The 17,114-nt window shown below is 67.9% G+C and carries 17 protein-coding genes and 2 pseudogenes; 6 read left to right on the forward strand and 13 right to left on the reverse strand.

Annotated elements, in window-relative coordinates; translation table 11 throughout:
* The 3 genes and pseudogenes from AC1DVT_RS09755 to trpD all read right to left on the reverse strand — a co-directional run.
* Positions 1–221: pseudogene (locus AC1DVT_RS09755) on the reverse strand (PHP domain-containing protein); the annotation flags it as partial.
* 31 nt (positions 222–252) lie between these two features.
* The gene (locus AC1DVT_RS09760; RefSeq protein WP_457098271.1) at positions 253–747 is read right to left on the reverse strand and encodes an aromatic ring-opening dioxygenase LigA; all 495 of its coding nucleotides are present in this window, start codon (positions 745–747) and stop codon (positions 253–255) included.
* A 130-nt stretch (positions 748–877) separates the two neighbouring features.
* Positions 878–1,939, reverse strand: coding sequence for an anthranilate phosphoribosyltransferase (trpD, locus tag AC1DVT_RS09765; protein ID WP_477388523.1), 1,062 nt, complete (start codon positions 1,937–1,939; stop codon positions 878–880).
* A gap of 132 nt (positions 1,940–2,071) precedes the next feature.
* On the opposite strand from trpD, the gene ctaE reads away from it, so the two are divergent.
* From ctaE to AC1DVT_RS09790, 5 genes are all read left to right on the forward strand, one after another.
* Positions 2,072–2,716, forward strand: coding sequence for an aa3-type cytochrome oxidase subunit III (gene ctaE / locus AC1DVT_RS09770; RefSeq protein ID WP_477388525.1), 645 nt, complete (start codon positions 2,072–2,074; stop codon positions 2,714–2,716).
* A 19-nt stretch (positions 2,717–2,735) separates the two neighbouring features.
* Entirely contained in the window at positions 2,736–3,536 is an 801-nt protein-coding gene (gene qcrC / locus AC1DVT_RS09775) for a cytochrome bc1 complex diheme cytochrome c subunit (RefSeq protein ID WP_477388527.1), read from the forward strand.
* 34 nt (positions 3,537–3,570) lie between these two features.
* Complete coding sequence (gene qcrA / locus AC1DVT_RS09780) at positions 3,571–4,650, forward strand: cytochrome bc1 complex Rieske iron-sulfur subunit (RefSeq protein ID WP_457098267.1); 1,080 nt, start codon at positions 3,571–3,573, stop codon at positions 4,648–4,650.
* Positions 4,647–6,473 carry a cytochrome bc1 complex cytochrome b subunit gene (qcrB, locus tag AC1DVT_RS09785; protein WP_457098266.1) on the forward strand — a complete coding sequence of 609 codons (1,827 nt, stop codon included), beginning with the start codon at positions 4,647–4,649 and terminating at the stop codon, positions 6,471–6,473. Before qcrA ends, qcrB begins: the two co-directional genes overlap by 4 nt.
* Before the next feature lie 159 nt (positions 6,474–6,632).
* Entirely contained in the window at positions 6,633–7,052 is a 420-nt protein-coding gene (locus tag AC1DVT_RS09790) for a rhodanese-like domain-containing protein (protein WP_477388529.1), read from the forward strand.
* Here the strand turns inward: AC1DVT_RS09790 and AC1DVT_RS09795 are convergent.
* The 6 genes from AC1DVT_RS09795 to AC1DVT_RS09820 form a co-directional block, all read right to left on the reverse strand.
* Positions 7,049–7,843: a PP2C family protein-serine/threonine phosphatase gene (locus AC1DVT_RS09795; protein WP_477388531.1), complete on the reverse strand. Its 795-nt coding sequence runs from the start codon at positions 7,841–7,843 to the stop codon at positions 7,049–7,051. The two genes, AC1DVT_RS09790 and AC1DVT_RS09795, sit on opposite strands and share 4 nt — an antisense overlap.
* Before the next feature lie 13 nt (positions 7,844–7,856).
* Positions 7,857–8,291, reverse strand: a complete 435-nt coding sequence (locus tag AC1DVT_RS09800) for a cytochrome c oxidase subunit 4 (protein WP_457098263.1) — start codon at positions 8,289–8,291, stop codon at positions 7,857–7,859.
* A complete protein-coding gene (ctaD, locus tag AC1DVT_RS09805) occupies positions 8,292–10,052 on the reverse strand; it encodes an aa3-type cytochrome oxidase subunit I (protein ID WP_477388533.1) in 1,761 nt (586 codons plus the stop codon).
* A 2-nt stretch (positions 10,053–10,054) separates the two neighbouring features.
* Positions 10,055–10,957 (reverse strand): aa3-type cytochrome oxidase subunit II, encoded by a 903-nt coding sequence (ctaC, locus tag AC1DVT_RS09810; RefSeq protein ID WP_477388535.1) that lies wholly within the window; start codon positions 10,955–10,957, stop codon positions 10,055–10,057.
* Between the two features lie 188 nt (positions 10,958–11,145).
* The gene (gene erpA / locus AC1DVT_RS09815) at positions 11,146–11,511 is read right to left on the reverse strand and encodes an iron-sulfur cluster insertion protein ErpA (RefSeq protein WP_457098260.1); all 366 of its coding nucleotides are present in this window, start codon (positions 11,509–11,511) and stop codon (positions 11,146–11,148) included.
* A 98-nt stretch (positions 11,512–11,609) separates the two neighbouring features.
* On the reverse strand, positions 11,610–13,004 hold the full coding sequence (locus tag AC1DVT_RS09820) for a M20/M25/M40 family metallo-hydrolase (RefSeq protein ID WP_477388537.1): 1,395 nt from the start codon (positions 13,002–13,004) through the stop codon (positions 11,610–11,612).
* 46 nt (positions 13,005–13,050) lie between these two features.
* Between AC1DVT_RS09820 and AC1DVT_RS09825 the strand changes: the two genes are divergently transcribed.
* Positions 13,051–13,629, forward strand: a complete 579-nt coding sequence (locus tag AC1DVT_RS09825) for a DUF3043 domain-containing protein (protein ID WP_457098258.1) — start codon at positions 13,051–13,053, stop codon at positions 13,627–13,629.
* On the opposite strand, the gene AC1DVT_RS09830 is transcribed toward AC1DVT_RS09825, so the two are convergent.
* The 4 genes and pseudogenes from AC1DVT_RS09830 to AC1DVT_RS09845 form a co-directional block, all read right to left on the reverse strand.
* Positions 13,626–14,660, reverse strand: a complete 1,035-nt coding sequence (locus tag AC1DVT_RS09830) for a quinone-dependent dihydroorotate dehydrogenase (RefSeq protein WP_477388539.1) — start codon at positions 14,658–14,660, stop codon at positions 13,626–13,628. The two genes, AC1DVT_RS09825 and AC1DVT_RS09830, sit on opposite strands and share 4 nt — an antisense overlap.
* A gap of 59 nt (positions 14,661–14,719) precedes the next feature.
* Complete coding sequence (gene nrdR, locus AC1DVT_RS09835; RefSeq protein WP_457098256.1) at positions 14,720–15,187, reverse strand: transcriptional regulator NrdR; 468 nt, start codon at positions 15,185–15,187, stop codon at positions 14,720–14,722.
* Positions 15,188–15,199: 12 nt separating this feature from the next.
* The gene (hisD, locus tag AC1DVT_RS09840; RefSeq protein ID WP_477388541.1) at positions 15,200–16,501 is read right to left on the reverse strand and encodes a histidinol dehydrogenase; all 1,302 of its coding nucleotides are present in this window, start codon (positions 16,499–16,501) and stop codon (positions 15,200–15,202) included.
* Between the two features lie 40 nt (positions 16,502–16,541).
* Positions 16,542–17,114, reverse strand: a pseudogene (locus tag AC1DVT_RS09845) (hypothetical protein); the annotation flags it as partial.

The raw sequence follows: 17,114 nt of genomic DNA on the forward strand, positions 1-17,114 counted from the left end.
AGGTACGTAGGCACTCGCCCGTCCAGCGCCTCCTGGATCACCGCGAACGTGGAGTCGCCGATACCGGGACGCCGACGGAGGGATGCCGCATCCCGCAGCTGTTCGTCCGTCAACGCCGAGATCGCGTCCGCTGCGGTGCGGAAGGCCTTCGACTTGTATCTCGAAGACCGTTCTCGCTCCAGCAGGGACGCGATCTCGGTGAGCGCGTCGTACGGGTTCATTCCACCCGCCACGCGACGCTCGGCAACGGCTCTAGGCGGTGGTGACGTTCGAGCGCTTCACCACGACCGGCGTATTCGCCAGTCGCACGAAGGCCCAGCCGAACAGGATCGAGAGCACGCCGATCGCCGCCGCGAACAGCGCGACGCCGTAGGCCACGACGGAGGTGAAGAGCGACGCGCGCAGGAAGGAGGCCTGCATCACGGTCGCACGCACCGGGTCGTCCTGGTCGAGCTCGGCGTAGGTCTTTCCGCCGGAGGCTTCCAGCGCGTGGTGGTTGATGATGTCTGCCTGCACGTAGGCGGTCAGCGGGCCGGTGACCTGCTGGCCCTGGAACGCGGCAGCGTCGTCCGGGACAGTGATGTTCTCCGCCGTCAGCTGGTTGGTGACGAGAATCCAGGCGACGATTCCCACGATGATCAGCAGTGCGCCCGCGACGATGCCGAGGATGCCCACCCACTTCACAGGTCCGAGGCTCTTGACGGGCGGTTCGATGGTGTCAGCGGTCGAGGGCGTTGCGTTGCTCATGGAAGTCCTCCTAGGTAGCGGTGCCGTGTGAGGGACACGCTAGCGTCGAGCCGCAGCGACGCGAAAGGTACTCGCCGTGAATATTCATGGTGGGTCATATTCGGCCTTCAGGCCGGGAGACTGCTCGTCGTCAGTGCGCGAACGACTGCGTGGCGGCGATCCACTCATCGAGCTTTGCCGCCGCCGCCCCGGTGTCGACCGCCGCAGCGGCGTCGTCGCGGGCCTCGGCGAGCCGCTCCAGGATGGGTCGCTGCACCTGGGCGGCGTCCAGGAAGAGGCGGTACGAGACGAGGCCGGCGGCCGCGTTCAGCAGCACGATGTCCCGCACCGCTCCCGACTCGCCCGCGAGCACGCGGCGGACGATCGCCGCGTTGTGCGCGGGGTCCCCACCGAGCAGGTCGTCGATGTCGGCGAGGGGGATGCCGATGTMGCGGGGGTCGAGATCGTGCTCGTGCACATCGCCTCGGCTGACTTCCCACAGCCTGCTGTGACCGGTCGTGGTCAGCTCGTCCAGCCCGTCATCGCCGCGGAACACCAGTGCGGTCGCCCCGCGAGTCTGGAACACGCCCGTGATGAGCGGCACGCGGTCGAGCTGCGCGACGCCGAYGGCGTTGGCTTCGGCGCGCGCGGGGTTGCAGAGGGGCCCCAAGAAGTTGAAGACCGTCGGAACGCCCAACTCGGCACGCGTCGGACCGGCATGACGGAAGCCCGGGTGGAACGCCGTCGCGAAGGCGAAGGTGATGCCGGTCCGTGCGAGCGTCTCGGCGACGGCATCGGGGCTGAGCGTCAGGTCGATCCCAAGCGCGGCGAGCACGTCGCTCGAGCCGGAGGCCGAGCTGGCCGCCTTGTTGCCGTGCTTCACGACGGGAACCCCGGATGCCGCGGCCACCACGGCGGCCATCGTCGAGACGTTCACCGTCCCGAAGCGATCGCCTCCGGTGCCGACGATGTCCAGCACCGCCGCGTCCACCGGCAGCGCCAGCGCGGCCTCGAGGATCGCGTCTCGGAAGCCGACGATCTCGTCTACGGTCTCGCCTTTTGCGCGCAGCGCGACCAGGAAACCGGCCAGCTGCGAAGGCGTCGCCTCGCCCGCCATCACGCGCCGCATCGCCCAGGTCGACTCGGACACACTGAGATCCCGCCGCTCGAGCAGCGTCGTGAGGATTCCCGGCCAGGTGTAGAGGTCAGCCATAACCATGAAGCCTAGCCTCGGGACACGGCGGACTCGGAGCACACTCTGGGCGTTCTCTTAGGAGGGCCTAAGTTCGCGCGCAGGCAAATCCGTGCCTCCGGATGCGAAACTCGCGCGCCGAATTCAGCCATAATGGGGAACGTGACGACGACCCCAGCGACCTACTCCCAGGCGATGCGTTCGGTCAAACGGCCCGATCCGGTTGCCGTGGGCACGATCGTATGGCTCGGCAGCGAGGTGATGTTCTTCGCAGGCCTTTTTGCGATCTACTTCACGCTCCGCAGCACATCCCCGGAACTCTGGGCGGCTCGAACCGAACAGCTGAACGTCGGCTACGCCACGGTCAACACGATCATCCTCGTGCTGTCGTCCGTTACGTGCCAGATGGGGGTGTTCGCGGCCGAGCGCTTCCAGCCCTACCGCACCAAGAGCCTCTGGAACCCCCGCACCTGGGGCATGGTCGAGTGGTTCTACCTCACCTTCATCATGGGCGCGGTGTTCGTGTCCGGTCAGGTGTGGGAGTACGCGCAGCTGGTGACGGAAGGGATGCCGATCAGCTCGGATTCCTACGCATCGGCCTTCTACCTCACCACCGGCTTCCACGCCCTGCACGTCACCGGCGGGCTCATCGCCTTCCTCCTCGTGATCGGGCGCGCGTATGCCGTCAAGAACTTCGGGCGCAAGGAGATGACGACCTCCATCGTCGTGTCGTACTACTGGCACTTCGTGGACGTCGTCTGGATCGCCCTGTTCCTTGTCATCTACTTCCWGAAATAGAGCGGAGCTGTAGCCCCACATGGCACGAGAGACGAAGCGCCGCTCACACGGACGCCGCAGCCCCTGGGCAGCGGCAGCACTCATCGGCATCGGACTGCTCCTGACGGGCGGTGTGTACGCCGGAGCCTCCGCGGCAATGGCCGCCACCGAAGACACCAAGGCCCCCACCGCACTGACGGTCGAAGACGGCAAGAAGCTGTTCCAGGCGAACTGCGCGACCTGCCACGGACTCGACCTGCAGGGCACCCAAGCGGCGCCCTCGCTGTACGGCGTCGGCGAGCTGGCAGTCGAATTCCAGGTCTCCACCGGTCGCATGCCCCTGCAGGCGACCGGCCCGCAGGCTCCGGAGAAGCCGGTGCAGTTCACGCATGAGCAGATCCTCGCGATGGCTGCGTACGTGCAGTCCACCTCCCCCGGTCCGACCTACCCGGCCGACGAGACCATCGACGGTGGTGGTGACGTCGCACGAGGCGCCGAGCTGTTCCGCATCAACTGCGCGATGTGCCACAACGTGGCGGCCGCCGGCGGAGCGCTCACCGAGGGCAAGTACGCGCCGCCGCTCACCGAGACGAGCGCGCTGCACATGTACGCCGCCATGGTGACCGGACCGCAGAACATGCCCGTCTTCAACGACATGTACCTCTCCACCGAGGACAAGCGCGACATCATCTCGTCGCTGCTGTTCCAGCAGGAGGCAGTATCGCCTGGTGGCTTCGCGCTCGGTTCGCTGGGTCCGGTGTCGGAGGGTCTGTTCATCTGGATCTTCGGCATCGGCGCGCTGATCGGCATCACGGTGTGGATCACCGCGAAGTCCAACTGACCTGACACCGACGAGAACACGCAAGAGGAGCAGCATGGAACACGAGGACGACCCGCTCGAGCACGAGAGGGCTTCGTGGAAGCCTTCGCGGGGGCTCGCCGTGGTGATCCCCGATCCGGTGCACAACCCCGAGCTTCCGCCGCACCGTGCGCGGATGACCGACAAGGACCCGGCGGCGATGACGCGCGCTGTCCGGACGGTCTACACGCTGTTCTACCTCTCGGTGGCCGCAAGCATCTGGGCCATCGCCGCCTACTTCCTGTTCCCGATCGAAGACGGCGAGCTCGTCAGCGTCCGGTACAACAACCTCTTCATCGGCCTCGGCATCGGCCTGGCGCTCCTCGCACTCGGCCTCGGAGCGATCCACTGGTCGAAGGCGATCATGTCGGACAAGGAGTTCATCGAGCCTCGTCATGCGACCCGAGGTCGCGACGCGACGCGTGCGGCGTCGATCAAGGCCTTCGCCGATGCCAACGAGGAGTCCGGCTTCGGACGCCGCGCGATGGTCCGCAACTCGCTGATCGCGGCCCTCGTGGCCTCCATCGCACCGGGAGTCGTGCTGTTCCGCGGCCTCGCGCCGTTCAGCTCTGCGGAAGACCCCATTGCGGGCGACCCCGTCGCACAGCTGAGCCACACGATGTGGAAAGAGGGGACGCGTCTCGCGCGCGACCCTGAGGGCACCCCGATCCGCGTTGCAGACGTCACGCTCGGATCCGCCATGCACGTCATTCCCGAAGACCTCGCGGCTCTCGGACACAGCGAGGGGTACCTCGAGCAGAAGGCCAAGGCCATCGTCCTGCTTATGCGGCTCCTCCCCGAGGACCTGCAGGAGGCTGCAGACCGCAAGGACTGGTCGTACGACGGCATCGTCGCCTATTCGAAGGTGTGCACGCACGTCGGCTGCCCGGTCGCCCTGTACGAGCAGCAGACCCACCACCTGCTGTGCCCCTGCCATCAGTCGCAGTTCGACGTCACGGACGGCGCGAAGGTCATCTTCGGCCCCGCCGCCCGTCCCCTCCCCCAGCTCCCCATCACGGTGGATGCCGAGGGATACCTGGTCGCCCGCAGCGACTTCACCGAACCCGTCGGCCCGAGTTTCTGGGAGCGCCATTGAGTACCGCAACCGCCACCTCCCGGTTCCAGGCGGAGACGAAGGAGAAGCCGCTCGGCGGCCGCTTCGTCGGCGCCGCGTCGAACTACATCGATGAGCGCACGAGCCTGTCCGGCTTCGTCAAGGAGCTCGGCCGCAAGATCTTCCCCGACCACTGGTCGTTCATGCTCGGTGAGATCGCGCTGTGGAGCTTCGTCGCTGTGCTCCTCTCCGGCACGTTCCTGACGTTCTTCTTCCAGGCTTCGATGGTGCCGACCCACTACGAGGGCGCCTACCTTCCGATGCGCGGCGTGGAGATGTCCGCGGCGCTCGACTCGACGCTCCGACTGTCGTTCGACATCCGCGGCGGATTGCTCGTTCGCCAGATCCACCACTGGGCCGCTCTGGTGTTCGTCGCCGGCATCGGCGTGCACATGCTCCGGGTGTTCTTCACCGGCGCCTTCCGCAAGCCGCGCGAGCTCAACTGGGTGATCGGATTCATCCTGTTCATCCTCGCCATGGGCGAGGGCTTCACGGGCTACTCGCTGCCCGACGACCTGCTCTCCGGCAACGGCCTGCGGATCATCGACGGCATGGTCAAGGGCATCCCGCTCATCGGCACCTGGACCTCCTTCCTGCTGTTCGGCGGGGAGTTCCCGGGCGACCAGATCGTCGGCCGGCTCTACACGCTGCACATCCTGCTGCTGCCCGCGATCCTCGTCGGCCTGCTGCTGCTGCACCTGATGCTCATGGTCATCAACAAGCACACGCAGTTCGCCGGCCCGGCCCGCACGAACAGCAACGTGGTCGGCTACCCGATGATGCCGGTCTACATGTCCAAGATGGGCGGCTTCTTCTTCATCACGTTCGGCGTGATCGTGCTGATCGCCTCGCTCTTCCAGATCAACCCGATCTGGGTCTACGGACCGTACGACCCCTCCCCCGTCTCGGCGGGCACGCAGCCGGACTGGTACATCGGCTTCGCGGATGGCGCGCTGCGTCTGGTGCCGCCGGGGCTCGAGTTCGTGTTCCTCGATCACACGTGGTCGTTCAACATCCTCATTCCGCTCACGGTCATCGGCATCTTCATCGTGCTCGTCCTGCTCTACCCCTTCATCGAGGCGTGGGTCACGGGAGACAAGCGCGAGCACCACATCGCCGAGCGTCCGCGCAACGCCGCCACCCGCACCGCCATCGGCGCCGCCGGTGTCACGTTCTACGCGGTGCTGTGGGCCGCGGCAGCCTCCGACATCATCGCCACGCACTTCTGGCTGACGATGGAAGGCGTGATCCACACCCTGCAGGCGCTGCTGATCGTCGGCCCGGTGATCGCGTACTTCGTGGCCAAGCGCCTGGCGATCGCGCTCCAGAAGAAGGACCGCGAGATCCTGCTGCACGGCTACGAGTCCGGTCGCATCGTCCGCCTCCCCGGTGGGGAGTACATCGAGGTGCACCAGCCCGTCGAGGAGTACGACCGCTTCAAGCTCGTCGACATCGGCGGCTACGAGCCGCTGGTCGTCCGGCCGAACGCGAAGGGTCGCATTCCGTGGCACGAGAACCTGCGCGCCGCGATCTCGCGCTGGTTCTTCGAAGACCGGCTCACCCCGGTCAGCCAGGCTGAGTTCGACGGATCACTGTCGCACCAGCACCACGAGCTCGATCACATCGCGGCGGAGGAAGACCTTGAGATCCAGGGTGCGCACGAGCGCGCTGGGGTCCCGGACGCTCCGCACGTGCCGATCGACGACGGTCACAACAGCGAGGTCCCGGTTCGGCCTTCGAACATCATCGTCCCGGACGATGGCGAGAAGAAGCCGCGCAACCGCGAGAAAGAACCCGGCCAGTAGGCCAGCACACGATCGGATGCCTCGCATCTGAGCCCGCGAGGACTCAGCTGCGGGGCATCCGCCGTTGTGCCCGGCGACTCCGGATTACGGCAGGAATCCACCTCTCACTGTCTGCCGGCCGATGGGGTGCCGCGATCAGCACACCGTACGGTTGAGTGCATGACCGATGCTCTCGAGTACTTCTCCGCCAAGCTCCGCCACGAGACCGACGCGTCCGATGTGTACGCCGCCCAGAAGGCCGGCGAGCAGTTCGTGCTCGTCGATGTGCGGGGCGACGAGGCGTGGGCCCAGGGACGCGTCGCCGGCGCGATCCACGTGCCGTACCGCGACATCGCCGCACGCGCCCCCATCGAGCTCGACGCCGGACTCCCGGTGGTCGTGTACTGCTGGAGCCCGGGCTGCAACGCCGGCGCGAAGGGCGCCCTCGAGTTCGCAAAGCTCGGCTACTCGGTCAAGGAGATGATCGGGGGCTACGAGTACTGGGTGCGCGAGGGTCAGCCGACCGAGAACGACGAGGGGGCACTCCCCCGAGTGTTCGACGCCCAGGTGATGGTGGTGCGGCAGACGCRGTCGGCCTAGGCGGACTCGAGGCCCTCTGCGAATCGCTCCGCCGCCGATCCCGCGAAGGCCGTCTCAGCGGCGCTCAGGCGCGTTCTCGTGGCGACCACGACGTCGCACACCACCGCACTGACGTTGTCACGCGAGCCCGCCTGCAGCGCGAGGTCGACGAGCGCCCGCGCGGCATCACCGACGTCGCCACCGCCCAGCACGACCGCGATCTCCGGCTCCGGCACGTAGTCCGTCAGGCCGTCGCTGCACAGCAGCCACCGATCGCCCTCGCGGCCCTCACGTTCGAGGATGGTGACCGCATCGTCGTCACCGCCGCGGAGCGACGCGGTGATCAGATTGCGATGAGGGTGGGATGCCGCATCCGCCGCCCGCACGATCCCACTGTCGACGAGGAGCTGCACGAATGAATCGTCGCGCGTCTGACGCGTGAGCACGCCGCCCTGCAGCAGGTAGGCGCGCGAGTCACCCGCGTGCGCGAGAATGAGCCCGCCCGCAGTCGAGCTGAACAGCCCGGTGAAGGTCGTAGCCATGCCCTCGAGCGTTCTGTCCCGCTCCACGTGGGCCCGCAGGTCCCAGTTGGCGATGCGCAGGCGCGTGGCGAGCATGTCCCGGTCGAGCGAGCCGGACAGTCCGGCGGCGAGACGATGGACGTAGGCGGCCGACGCGAGATCTCCTGCCGGTCCCCCGCCTACCCCGTCGGCGACACCCGCGCCCCACGAAGCGGTGAACGCGGCATCCTGGTTCACGGCGCGGTACTCGCCGCGTTCCGAGACGGCCGCGGCCCGCAGTGCGAGCGTCACCGAAGGCCGACGATCAGCGTGCGAAGTGACCGCGGTAGTACTCGAAGACCCAGCCGACGATCGCCACGAGGAACACGGCGATGCCGATCGGCATGATCCAGGTTCCGACGGCGAGGCCGATCATGGCGAGCGCTGCCGAGAAGGCAAGGACGATGGGCCACCACGACCAGGGGCTGAATTCGCCGAGCTCCGGGTCGCCGTCGTCGATATCGGCCGTCAGAGTGTCTTCCGGCAGATCGCCACCCTGAGCCTTGTGCACGCGCCCGATGTAGAACGCGATCAGCGCCGACATCAGCGACGTGAAGAACAGGGCGACGGTGCCGACCCACTCGATCCCGTGGTACCACTCGAGGTCGGGATGGGCGATGATGCTCCAGATGGTGTAGATCGTCCCCATCAGGAAGAAGAACCCGACCAGCAGCCACCAGAGGCCGACGTTGGTGCGCACTTACTTCACCTCTCCATGAGCCTCGTCGACGACCGGGGCGTCGGGAGCATCCTTCGCTGACCCGACTCCGACGGGAATTCCCGCCTCCGGGTGATTGAGATCGAACGCCGGGCGCTCGCTGCGGATGCGCGGGATCGACGTGAAGTTGTGGCGGGGCGKCGGGCAGCTGGTCGCCCATTCCAGCGAAGAGCCGTAGCCCCACGGGTCGTTGACGGTCACCAGCGGCGCCTTGCGCGCGGTGATCCAGACATTGAAGAGGAACGGGATCATCGATGCGCCGAGGATGATCGCACCGACCGTCGACACCTGGTTCTGCAGCGTCCAGCCGTCGRCTTCCGAGTAGTCCGCGTAGCGACGCGCCATGCCGTCAACGCCCAACCAGTGCTGGATGAGGAACGTCATGTGGAAGCCGATGAACAGCAGCCAGAAGTGCACGACACCGAGCCGCTCGTTGAGCATGCGGCCGGTCCACTTCGGCCACCAGAAGTAGAAGCCCGCGAACATCGCGAACACGACGGTGCCGAAGACCACGTAGTGGAAGTGCGCCACGATGAAGTAGGAGTCCGAGAGGTGGAAGTCGAGCGGCGGCGAAGCGAGGATGACGCCGGTCAGGCCACCGAAGACGAACGAGACCAGGAACCCGAGCGCGAAGATCATCGGCGTCTCGAAGGTCACCGACCCTCGCCACATCGTGCCTATCCAGTTGAAGATCTTCACCCCGGTGGGCACCGCGATCAGCATCGTCATCAGGGCGAAGAACGGCAGCAGCACCGCGCCGGTGACGTACATGTGGTGCGCCCACACCGCCACGGACAGCGCGGCGATCGCGATCGTCGCGTAGACGAGGGTCTTGTACCCGAAGATCGGCTTGCGGCTGAAGACGGGGATGACCTCGGAGATGATGCCGAAGAACGGCAGCGCGATGATGTACACCTCAGGGTGCCCGAAGAACCAGAACAGGTGCTGCCAGAGCAGCACGCCGCCGTTCGCCGGGTCGTAGATGTGGGCGCCCAGGATGCGGTCGGCCGCAGCGGCGAGGATCGCGGCCGCGAGCACCGGGAACGCCATCAGGATCAGGATGCTGGTGACGAGCGTGTTCCACGTGAAGATCGGCATCCGCCACATGGTCATGCCGGGAGCGCGCAGCGTGATGATCGTCGTGATGAAGTTCACGGCCCCGAGGATCGTGCCGAAACCGCTCATGCCGAGACCGAGCATCCACAGGTTGCCGCCTGGTCCGGGCGAGAAGCTCGCGCCGGCCAGGGGCTGGTACGCGAACCAGCCGAAGGCTGCAGCGCCCTCGGGAGTGAGGAAGCCGGCGACCGCGATGGTCGACCCGAAGAGGAACAGCCAGAACGCGAAGGCGTTCAGACGCGGGAAGGCGACGTCGGGTGCGCCGATCTGAAGGGGCATGAGCGCGTTGGCGAAGCCGGCGAACAGCGGCGTCGCGAACATCAGCAGCATGATCGTGCCGTGCATCGTGAACAGCTGGTTGTACTGATCCTTCGTGGGGACGATCTGCAGCCCCGGCTCGAACAGCTCAGCACGGATGATGAGGGCCATCACACCGCCGAGCATGAAGAACAGCACCGAGGCGATCAGGTACATGTAGCCGATCGTCTTGTGGTCAGTCGAGGTGATCCACTTGACGATGATGTTGCCCTTCTGCTCGACGCGCGTGGCGCTGAGCAGTGCGGCTTGGCGAGGTGGGAGGGTCGTCGGGCGGCCCTGGTTCTCCTGAAGCGGAAGCGTCGTCGCCATGATCACTCGTCTCCCTCAGTGCCCTCGGTGGTCTCCCCCGTGCCGGGGAGATTGCCGAGGCGGTCGTATGCGTCGGTGATGTCACCGGTCTGGTCCTTCGCGCGCAGCGAGGCGAGATAGTCCTCGTACTCGGACTCGCTCACGACCTTGACGTTGAAGAGCATCGCCGAGTGGTACTCGCCGCACAGCTCGGCGCACTTGCCGGCATAGGTGCCTTCGCGCGTCGGCGTGAACGACCAGTAGTTGTCGCGGCCGATGTACATGTCCTTCTTGTAGAGGAAGTCGATGATCCAGAACGAGTGGATGACATCCCGCGACTCGAGCTTGATCTTCACGGTCCTGTCGACCGGGAGGTACAGCGTGGGGAGCTTCGCCTGGTCGATGTCGCCGTTGGGCGCCGGCTCAGCCTGCACACCCATCGTCCACACCGCGTCCGAGCCGTCTTCCTCGTCGCCGTTGTACTGGAAGTCCCACGCCCACTGCTTGCCGATCGCGACGATCGACACGTCCGGGTTCTCGGTCTGGGTCTCGAGGATCGCCTGGTCGCGCACGGTGAAGGCGAAGAAGCCGACCACGAGGATGAACGGCACGATCGTGTAGAAGATCTCGATCGGCATGTTGTAGCGCAGCTGCACCGGAAGGCCGGTCTGCCCGCGGCGCCGGCGATAGACGATCGCCGCCCAGCCCATCAGGCCCCAGGTGATGACTCCGACGACGAGGAGGACGATCCACGAGTTGACCCAGAGACCGGACACCATCTCGGTGTGGTTCGTCGTGGGCGCCTTGTTCTCCTCGAAGCCCGGGAGGAACCCGTTCAACTGGGTCGGAGTGCATCCCGACAGGGCGATCGCAGCAGCGATCCCAGCGGGGACGAGCGCCCAGCGGAGACGACGTTTCGAGGGCACGGTGCACCTTTCGGGTCGCGAGTGTGACTGCCGCAAGTCTAGGGCAACCTCACACCGGATTCAGGCCAACCATCCAGCCCGATTCTGCCTCCGAGGTCGGTTTCAGCCCGCTTTCCCGCGCTTTCCGGGCACGCAGCAGCGCCCCGCACCGCACGAGGCGGGCGAGGCGCTGGACGTCGCGAAGTGCGTCAGTGGAAGCTGTCGCCGCAGGCGCAGCTGCCGGCGGCGTTGGGGTTGTCGATCGTGAACCCCTGCTCCGAGATCGTGTCCTTGAAGTCGATGCTGGCGCCGTCGAGGTACGGCACGCTCATGTCGTCGATGATGACCTCGACACCGTCGAAGTCCACCGTCTTGTCACCGTCGAGATAGCGCTCGTCGAAGTAGAGCTGGTAGATCAGGCCGCTGCATCCACCCGGCTGCACGGCGACGCGCAGACGCAGGTCGTCGCGCCCCTCCTGGCCGAGGAGGTTCTTCACCTTCGCCGCGGCGGCGTCAGTGAGCAGCACCCCGTGGGCGCGGGTGGTCTGGTCGGTCGACAGGGCGGTGTCGGTCATGGCTCTCCTCGCGGTCCGGGCTGCATCGATGGCAGCGGATGCCTCGATTCTACGCGCCCGGATGTGGAACGGGCTCTGCAGCCCGGTGGGTCGAACGCTCAGAGGGTGCGGGCGTCGAGCTTCTCGAGCAGCAGCGCCTCCGCGAGAACCGCGTTTCGGAAGGTCGCGAGGTGCAGCGACTCGTTCGGGCTGTGCGCCCGGGCATGTGGATCCTCGACCCCGGTGACCAGGATCTGGGCGCCGGGGAACTCGCGCACCAGGTCGGCGATGAACGGAATCGATCCGCCCACGCCGATGTCCACGGACTCGACGCCGTAGCCCTCGTGCAGGGCGTCGCGCGCCTCCGCGACGGCCCAGCCGCTTGTGTCTACGAGGAACGGGTTGCCGTAGTCCTGATCGGTGAAGGTGAGCTGAGCGCCGAACGGCGCATGCGCGCGCAGGTGCGCCTCGATCGCCGCGTAGGCGTCCTTCGCCTCCTGTCCAGGCGCCACCCGCGCGCTGATCACGACGATGACCTCCGGGCTGAGGGTGTTGGAGGCGTTGGCGACGCTCGGAGCATCGATTCCGGTCACGGTGATGCTCGGCTTGTTCCAGATGCGGCTGAGGATGGTGCCCGATCCGATCGGGCTGACCTCCACGGGCAGCCCGGCCTCGTCGCGCAGTGTCTCTTCGCTGTAGGGCGGGGTCTCGGCATCCCGCTCCGTGAGTCCTTCGACGGCCACCGCGCCGGTTTCGTCCCAGAGCGTGGCGAGCAGCTTGACGGTGGCCATCATCGCGTCGGGCACCGCTCCCCCGAACATGCCCGAGTGCGAGGCGTGCTCGAGCGTGCGCACGCGCAGCGTGAAGCGGGTGTTGCCGCGCAGCGAGACCGTCAAGGCGGGGGTCTTGTCGTCCCAGTTGCCGGAGTCGGCGACGACGATCACATCGGCGCGCAGGTCGGCGGCGTTGTCGGAGAGGAACTGCGCGAACGAGCGCGACCCGGCCTCCTCCTCGCCCTCGAAGAACAGCACGACGCCGAGGTCGAAGTCCGGTCCGACCGCTTCGGTCAGTGCACGGAGCGCGGCGACGTGCGCCATGACCCCGGCCTTGTCGTCGGCGGCACCGCGGCCGTACAAGCGGCCGCCGCGGATCGTCGGCTCGAAGGGGGGCGACTCCCAGAGCGCCTCGTCGCCGACCGGCTGCACGTCATGGTGGGCGTAGAGCAGGATCGTCGGCCGGCCGTTGCGAGCCGCCCGGGTGGCGAGGACGGCGGGCATTCCCGTCTCGGAGGTGTCGGGGATGGCCGCACGACGGATGTCGACCGTCTCGAAGAGGCCGGTGCTGCGCACGAGTTCGGCCACCGCCTCGGCGCTGCGCTCCACAGCGGCGGGTTCGAACCCGGGGAATGCGATCGAAGGAATGCGCACGAGTGCGCCCAGATCGGCGAGGGCGGACGGGATGCCGGATGCCGCGGCGGCACGCACAGCATCCTGACGGGTGGGGTCGGAGGTCATGCGGGTAATCTTAAGYCCACCCCTACTGCTTGATCGAGGATCTCCCGTGGCCAAAACACCTGCCGCTCCGGCACCGAAAGACGTTCCGACCGACGCGTCGGTCGACTTCACCTCCGGAAAGGGTCACGCGACCCCTTCGCGCGCTGAGCAGGAGGCGGCCCGCAAGCGACCGCTCGTCCCCGACACCAAGGAGGCGAAGGCGCGCGCGAAGGCAGACCTCGCCGCGCAGCGCGACAAGGCACGGGTGGGCATGGCGGCCGGCGACGAGCGCTACCTCACTGCCCGAGACAAGGGCCCGCAGCGCAGGTTCGCCCGGGACTACGTGGACTCGGGCTTCCACCTCGGCGAGGCTGTCATGCCGGCGATGGTGGTCGTGATCCTGGCGACGTTCATCCCGCTCTCCGCGGTGCAGTACTACTCGTTCCTGGGCCTGTGGATGTTCATCTTCCTCGTCGTGGGCGACATGGTCTGGACGTCGTTCCGGGTCAAGAAAGCGGCGCGCGCGAAGTTCGGCGACAAGACCGAGAAGGGCCTCGGCTGGTACGCGGCCATGCGGTCGATCCAGATGCGGTTCCTGCGCCTCCCCAAGCCGCAGGTCGCGCGGCGCTGGCGGAAGACCGCCTAGGCCCTGCTCGCCCGACGGACGAGTCCGCGGTTGATCTGGCGTGCCCAGAGCGGCCCGCGGTACAGGAACGCCGTGTAGCCCTGCACCAGGGTGGCACCGGCTTCGAGGCGCTCACGCACGTCTGCTGCGGTCTCCACTCCGCCGGCGGAGATCACGCAGAACTCCGTCGGGACGACCGATCGCACGATCCGGAGCACCTCGATCGCGCGCGCCTTGAGAGGAGCGCCGGACAGACCGCCCTCCCCCGCCGCCGCGATGACCGATGGCTGGGTCGACAGTCCGTCGCGCAAGACTGTCGTGTTGGTCGCGATAAGGCCGGCCAGGCCCGATGCGACTGCCAGCGAAGCGATCGCGCGAATCTCGTCGTCCGGGAGGTCGGGGGCGATCTTCACGAGGAGCGGCGTCCGGCCCGCGGCATCCCGAACCGCCTCCAGCAGCGGACGGAGCGTCTCGATCGCCTGCAGGCCGCGGAGCCCTGGAGTGTTCGGCGATGACACGTTGACCACGAGGTAGTCGGCGAGCGGGGCGAGCAGCCGAGCGCTCACCACGTAGTCGTCGACGGCGTCGGCGACGTCGACCACGCGGCTCTTGCCGATGTTCACTCCGATCACGGGGCGCTTCGCGTGGCGACGGAGCTTGCGCAGCCGCTCGGCGGCTGCCGCGGCACCACCGTTGTTGAACCCCATCCGGTTGACGACCGCACGGTCGGGGATGAGGCGGAACAGCCGCGGGCGGGGGTTGCCCTCCTGCGCGATCGCGGTCAGCGTGCCCACCTCGATGTGCCCGAATCCCAGTGCGTAGAGGCCCCTGGTCGCCTTCACGTCCTTGTCGAAGCCCGCGGCGACGCCGAACGGCGAATCGAAATCGAGGCCCAGCGCGGACGTGCGCAGCTCCGGGTCTGGTGCGGCCAGGGCGCGCGCGGCCCAGGAGAACGGCGGAACGCCGAGCAGCCGGATCACGATCATCGCGGCGTGATGGGCCGTCTCGGGGTCCATGCGGGAGAGGAGGGTGCGAAAGAGGAAGGGATACATCCCCTCCAGGCTATCCAGGCCCAGCGGTGTCGCCGGCACATCCCGGCGCGAATCCACCCTTACGGCAGTTCGGCGGTGGCGGAATGGTCCAGGCGCAGCTGCGCGATCGCGCTCTCGAAGTCCTCGAGCGAGTCGAATGCCTGATAGACGCTCGCGAAGCGCAGATAGGCGACCTCGTCGAGCTCGCGCAGCGGACCGAGGATCGCCAGCCCGATCTCGTTCGTGTCGACCTGAGACGCACCCGTCTGCCGGACGACCTCTTCGACCCGCTGGGCGAGCACGGCCAGATCACCGTCCGTGACCGGGCGACCCTGACACGCCTTGCGCACGCCCGAGATGACCTTCTCGCGACTGAACGGCTCGATCACGCCGCTGCGCTTGATGACGTTCAGGCTCGCGGTCTCGATCGTCGAGAAGCGACCGCCGCATTCGGGACACTGCCGCCGGCGCCGGATGCTGAGCCCATCGTCGCTCGTCCGGGAGTCGATGACACGCGAATCGGGGTGGCGACAGAACGGGCAGTACATGGCACCGACAGACTACGCCTCGAAGCGGGCCTCGACCGCTTCGCCGTGCGCGGGCAGCTGTTCCGCCCCCGCCAGCGTGACGATCGCGTCGCGGACGCTGCCGAGCGCCGCCCGGTCGTATTCGATGACCTGCTGGGGCCGCAGGAACGTCGCAGCCGAGAGTCCGGGCGAGTAGCGCGCCTGACCGCCGGTCGGGAGCACATGGTTGCTGCCCGCCAGGTAGTCACCGAGACTGACCGGCGAGTCCGGACCGACGAACACGGCGCCGGCGTGGACGAAGTCCTCGGGGCGCGGATCCGTCACCTGCAGTTCGAGGTGCTCGGGCGCGTAAGCGTTGCTGAACGCCGTCGCCGCGGCCAGGTCATCGACGAGGACGATCGCCGACTGTGGGCCCGCCAGGGCGATGGCCACACGCTCCGCGTGCCGCGTGCGCGGCGCCCGGACCGCGACTTCGCGGGCGACGGCCTCGGCGAGCTCCTCCGAGTCGGTGACGAGCACCGCCGCGGCCTGCTCGTCGTGCTCGGCCTGGCTGATCAGATCGGCGGCGACCAGGCGCGCGTCCGCTGCGGCGTCAGCGACGATGAGGATCTCGGTGGCGCCGGCCTCGGCATCCGTCCCCACCACACCCGCGACGACGCGCTTGGCGGCCGCGACGAAGTTGTTGCCGGGTCCGCTGACGACATCCACCCGTTCGAGAGCGATACCGGGAACCCCGTATGCGAAGGCGCCGATCGCTCCGGCCCCGCCCATGGCGTACACCTCGGCAACGCCGAGGAGCCGCGCCGCAGCCAGGATCACGGGGTGCACCCGGCCGTTGTGCTCACGTTGCGGCGGCGAGGCGAGCGCCACTTCGACGACACCCGCGACCTGCGCGGGCACGACGTTCATGATGACGCTCGACGGGTACACCGCCTTGCCGCCCGGCACATACACGCCGACCCGGCGCACCGGCTGCCACCGCTGCCAGACGCGCGCGCCCGGACCGAGTTCGGTCAGCGCGGGCGCGGGCACCTGGGCGGCGGAAGCCGCGCGCACGCGGTGAATGGCCTCTTCGAGGGCCGCCCGCACGGCCGGGTCCAGCCCGGCGAGCGCTTCGTCAAGATGCGCCGCGGGCACGCGCAGGTCGTGTCCGACGGCTCCATCGAAGCGCTCCGCCTGGTCGCGCAACGCCGTCTCGCCCTCCCGGGCGACGTCGGCGACGAGGCGAGCCGCGGTGGTCAGAGCTTCCTCGCGGGCGGCGGCGGCGCGCGGAACGGTCGCCAGCAGTTCGGCCGCCGAAAGCGCGCGGCCGCGCAGATCAATGGTGCGGAGCATCCGATTACGTTATCGCGAGCCGGAGTGCCCGGCCCGCGAATCAGCCCCGAGTGACGCCGGCCAGATCGTGGAGGTAGCCGACCCGGCCATCCTCGTCGCGGATGACGAAGCTCTCTCCGCGATCCTCGATCGCCAGTGCCCACGCGCTCGGACCGATGCGGAAGATCGGGATGCCGTTCTCGTCGACGACGTCGCGGTCCTCGGGAGCCAGCGCCCAGAACGCCTGCTGACGCACCGGCTCGGGCGCGGGGGCCGGCTCGTACGACCTGCGCGTCTGCGGCGCCCATTCGGCGTCGACTGCGGTCACCGCCGTCTCGGCTGCGGCAGCGGCCACCGGCGCACCGGCGTACTCCCCCGCGTAGTCGGCCTCCGGCTGAACGGGCGCCTCATCCGCGCGGTCCTCGGCCGGTTCGGGCGCCGGCTCCTCGGCCGCCACTCGGGGCGCGGGCGCAGGGCGCGGCGCGATCGGACGAAGCGGACGGGCGTGCGTGTGGGCTGTGACTTCGGGGCGGTGGCGGAAGTCTTCGCACAGCACCGGGATGAACCGGGCGCCGACCGTCAGGACGACGCCGGCCAGCATGAGCACGAACTCGACCCACATCACCCAGGAGCG

Source organism: Microbacterium sp. P2_F9, assembly GCF_056403635.1.

Coding starts and splice junctions, on each gene's coding strand:
- AC1DVT_RS09760 (WP_457098271.1), bottom strand. CDS start 747: ATGAGCAACGCAACGCCCTCGACCGCTGACACCATCGAACCGCCCGTC.
- qcrC (WP_477388527.1), top strand. CDS start 2,736: ATGGCACGAGAGACGAAGCGCCGCTCACACGGACGCCGCAGCCCCTGG.
- qcrA (WP_457098267.1), top strand. CDS start 3,571: ATGGAACACGAGGACGACCCGCTCGAGCACGAGAGGGCTTCGTGGAAG.
- erpA (WP_457098260.1), bottom strand. CDS start 11,511: ATGACCGACACCGCCCTGTCGACCGACCAGACCACCCGCGCCCACGGG.
- AC1DVT_RS09820 (WP_477388537.1), bottom strand. CDS start 13,004: ATGACCTCCGACCCCACCCGTCAGGATGCTGTGCGTGCCGCCGCGGCA.
- AC1DVT_RS09830 (WP_477388539.1), bottom strand. CDS start 14,660: ATGTATCCCTTCCTCTTTCGCACCCTCCTCTCCCGCATGGACCCCGAG.
- nrdR (WP_457098256.1), bottom strand. CDS start 15,187: ATGTACTGCCCGTTCTGTCGCCACCCCGATTCGCGTGTCATCGACTCC.
- hisD (WP_477388541.1), bottom strand. CDS start 16,501: ATGCTCCGCACCATTGATCTGCGCGGCCGCGCGCTTTCGGCGGCCGAA.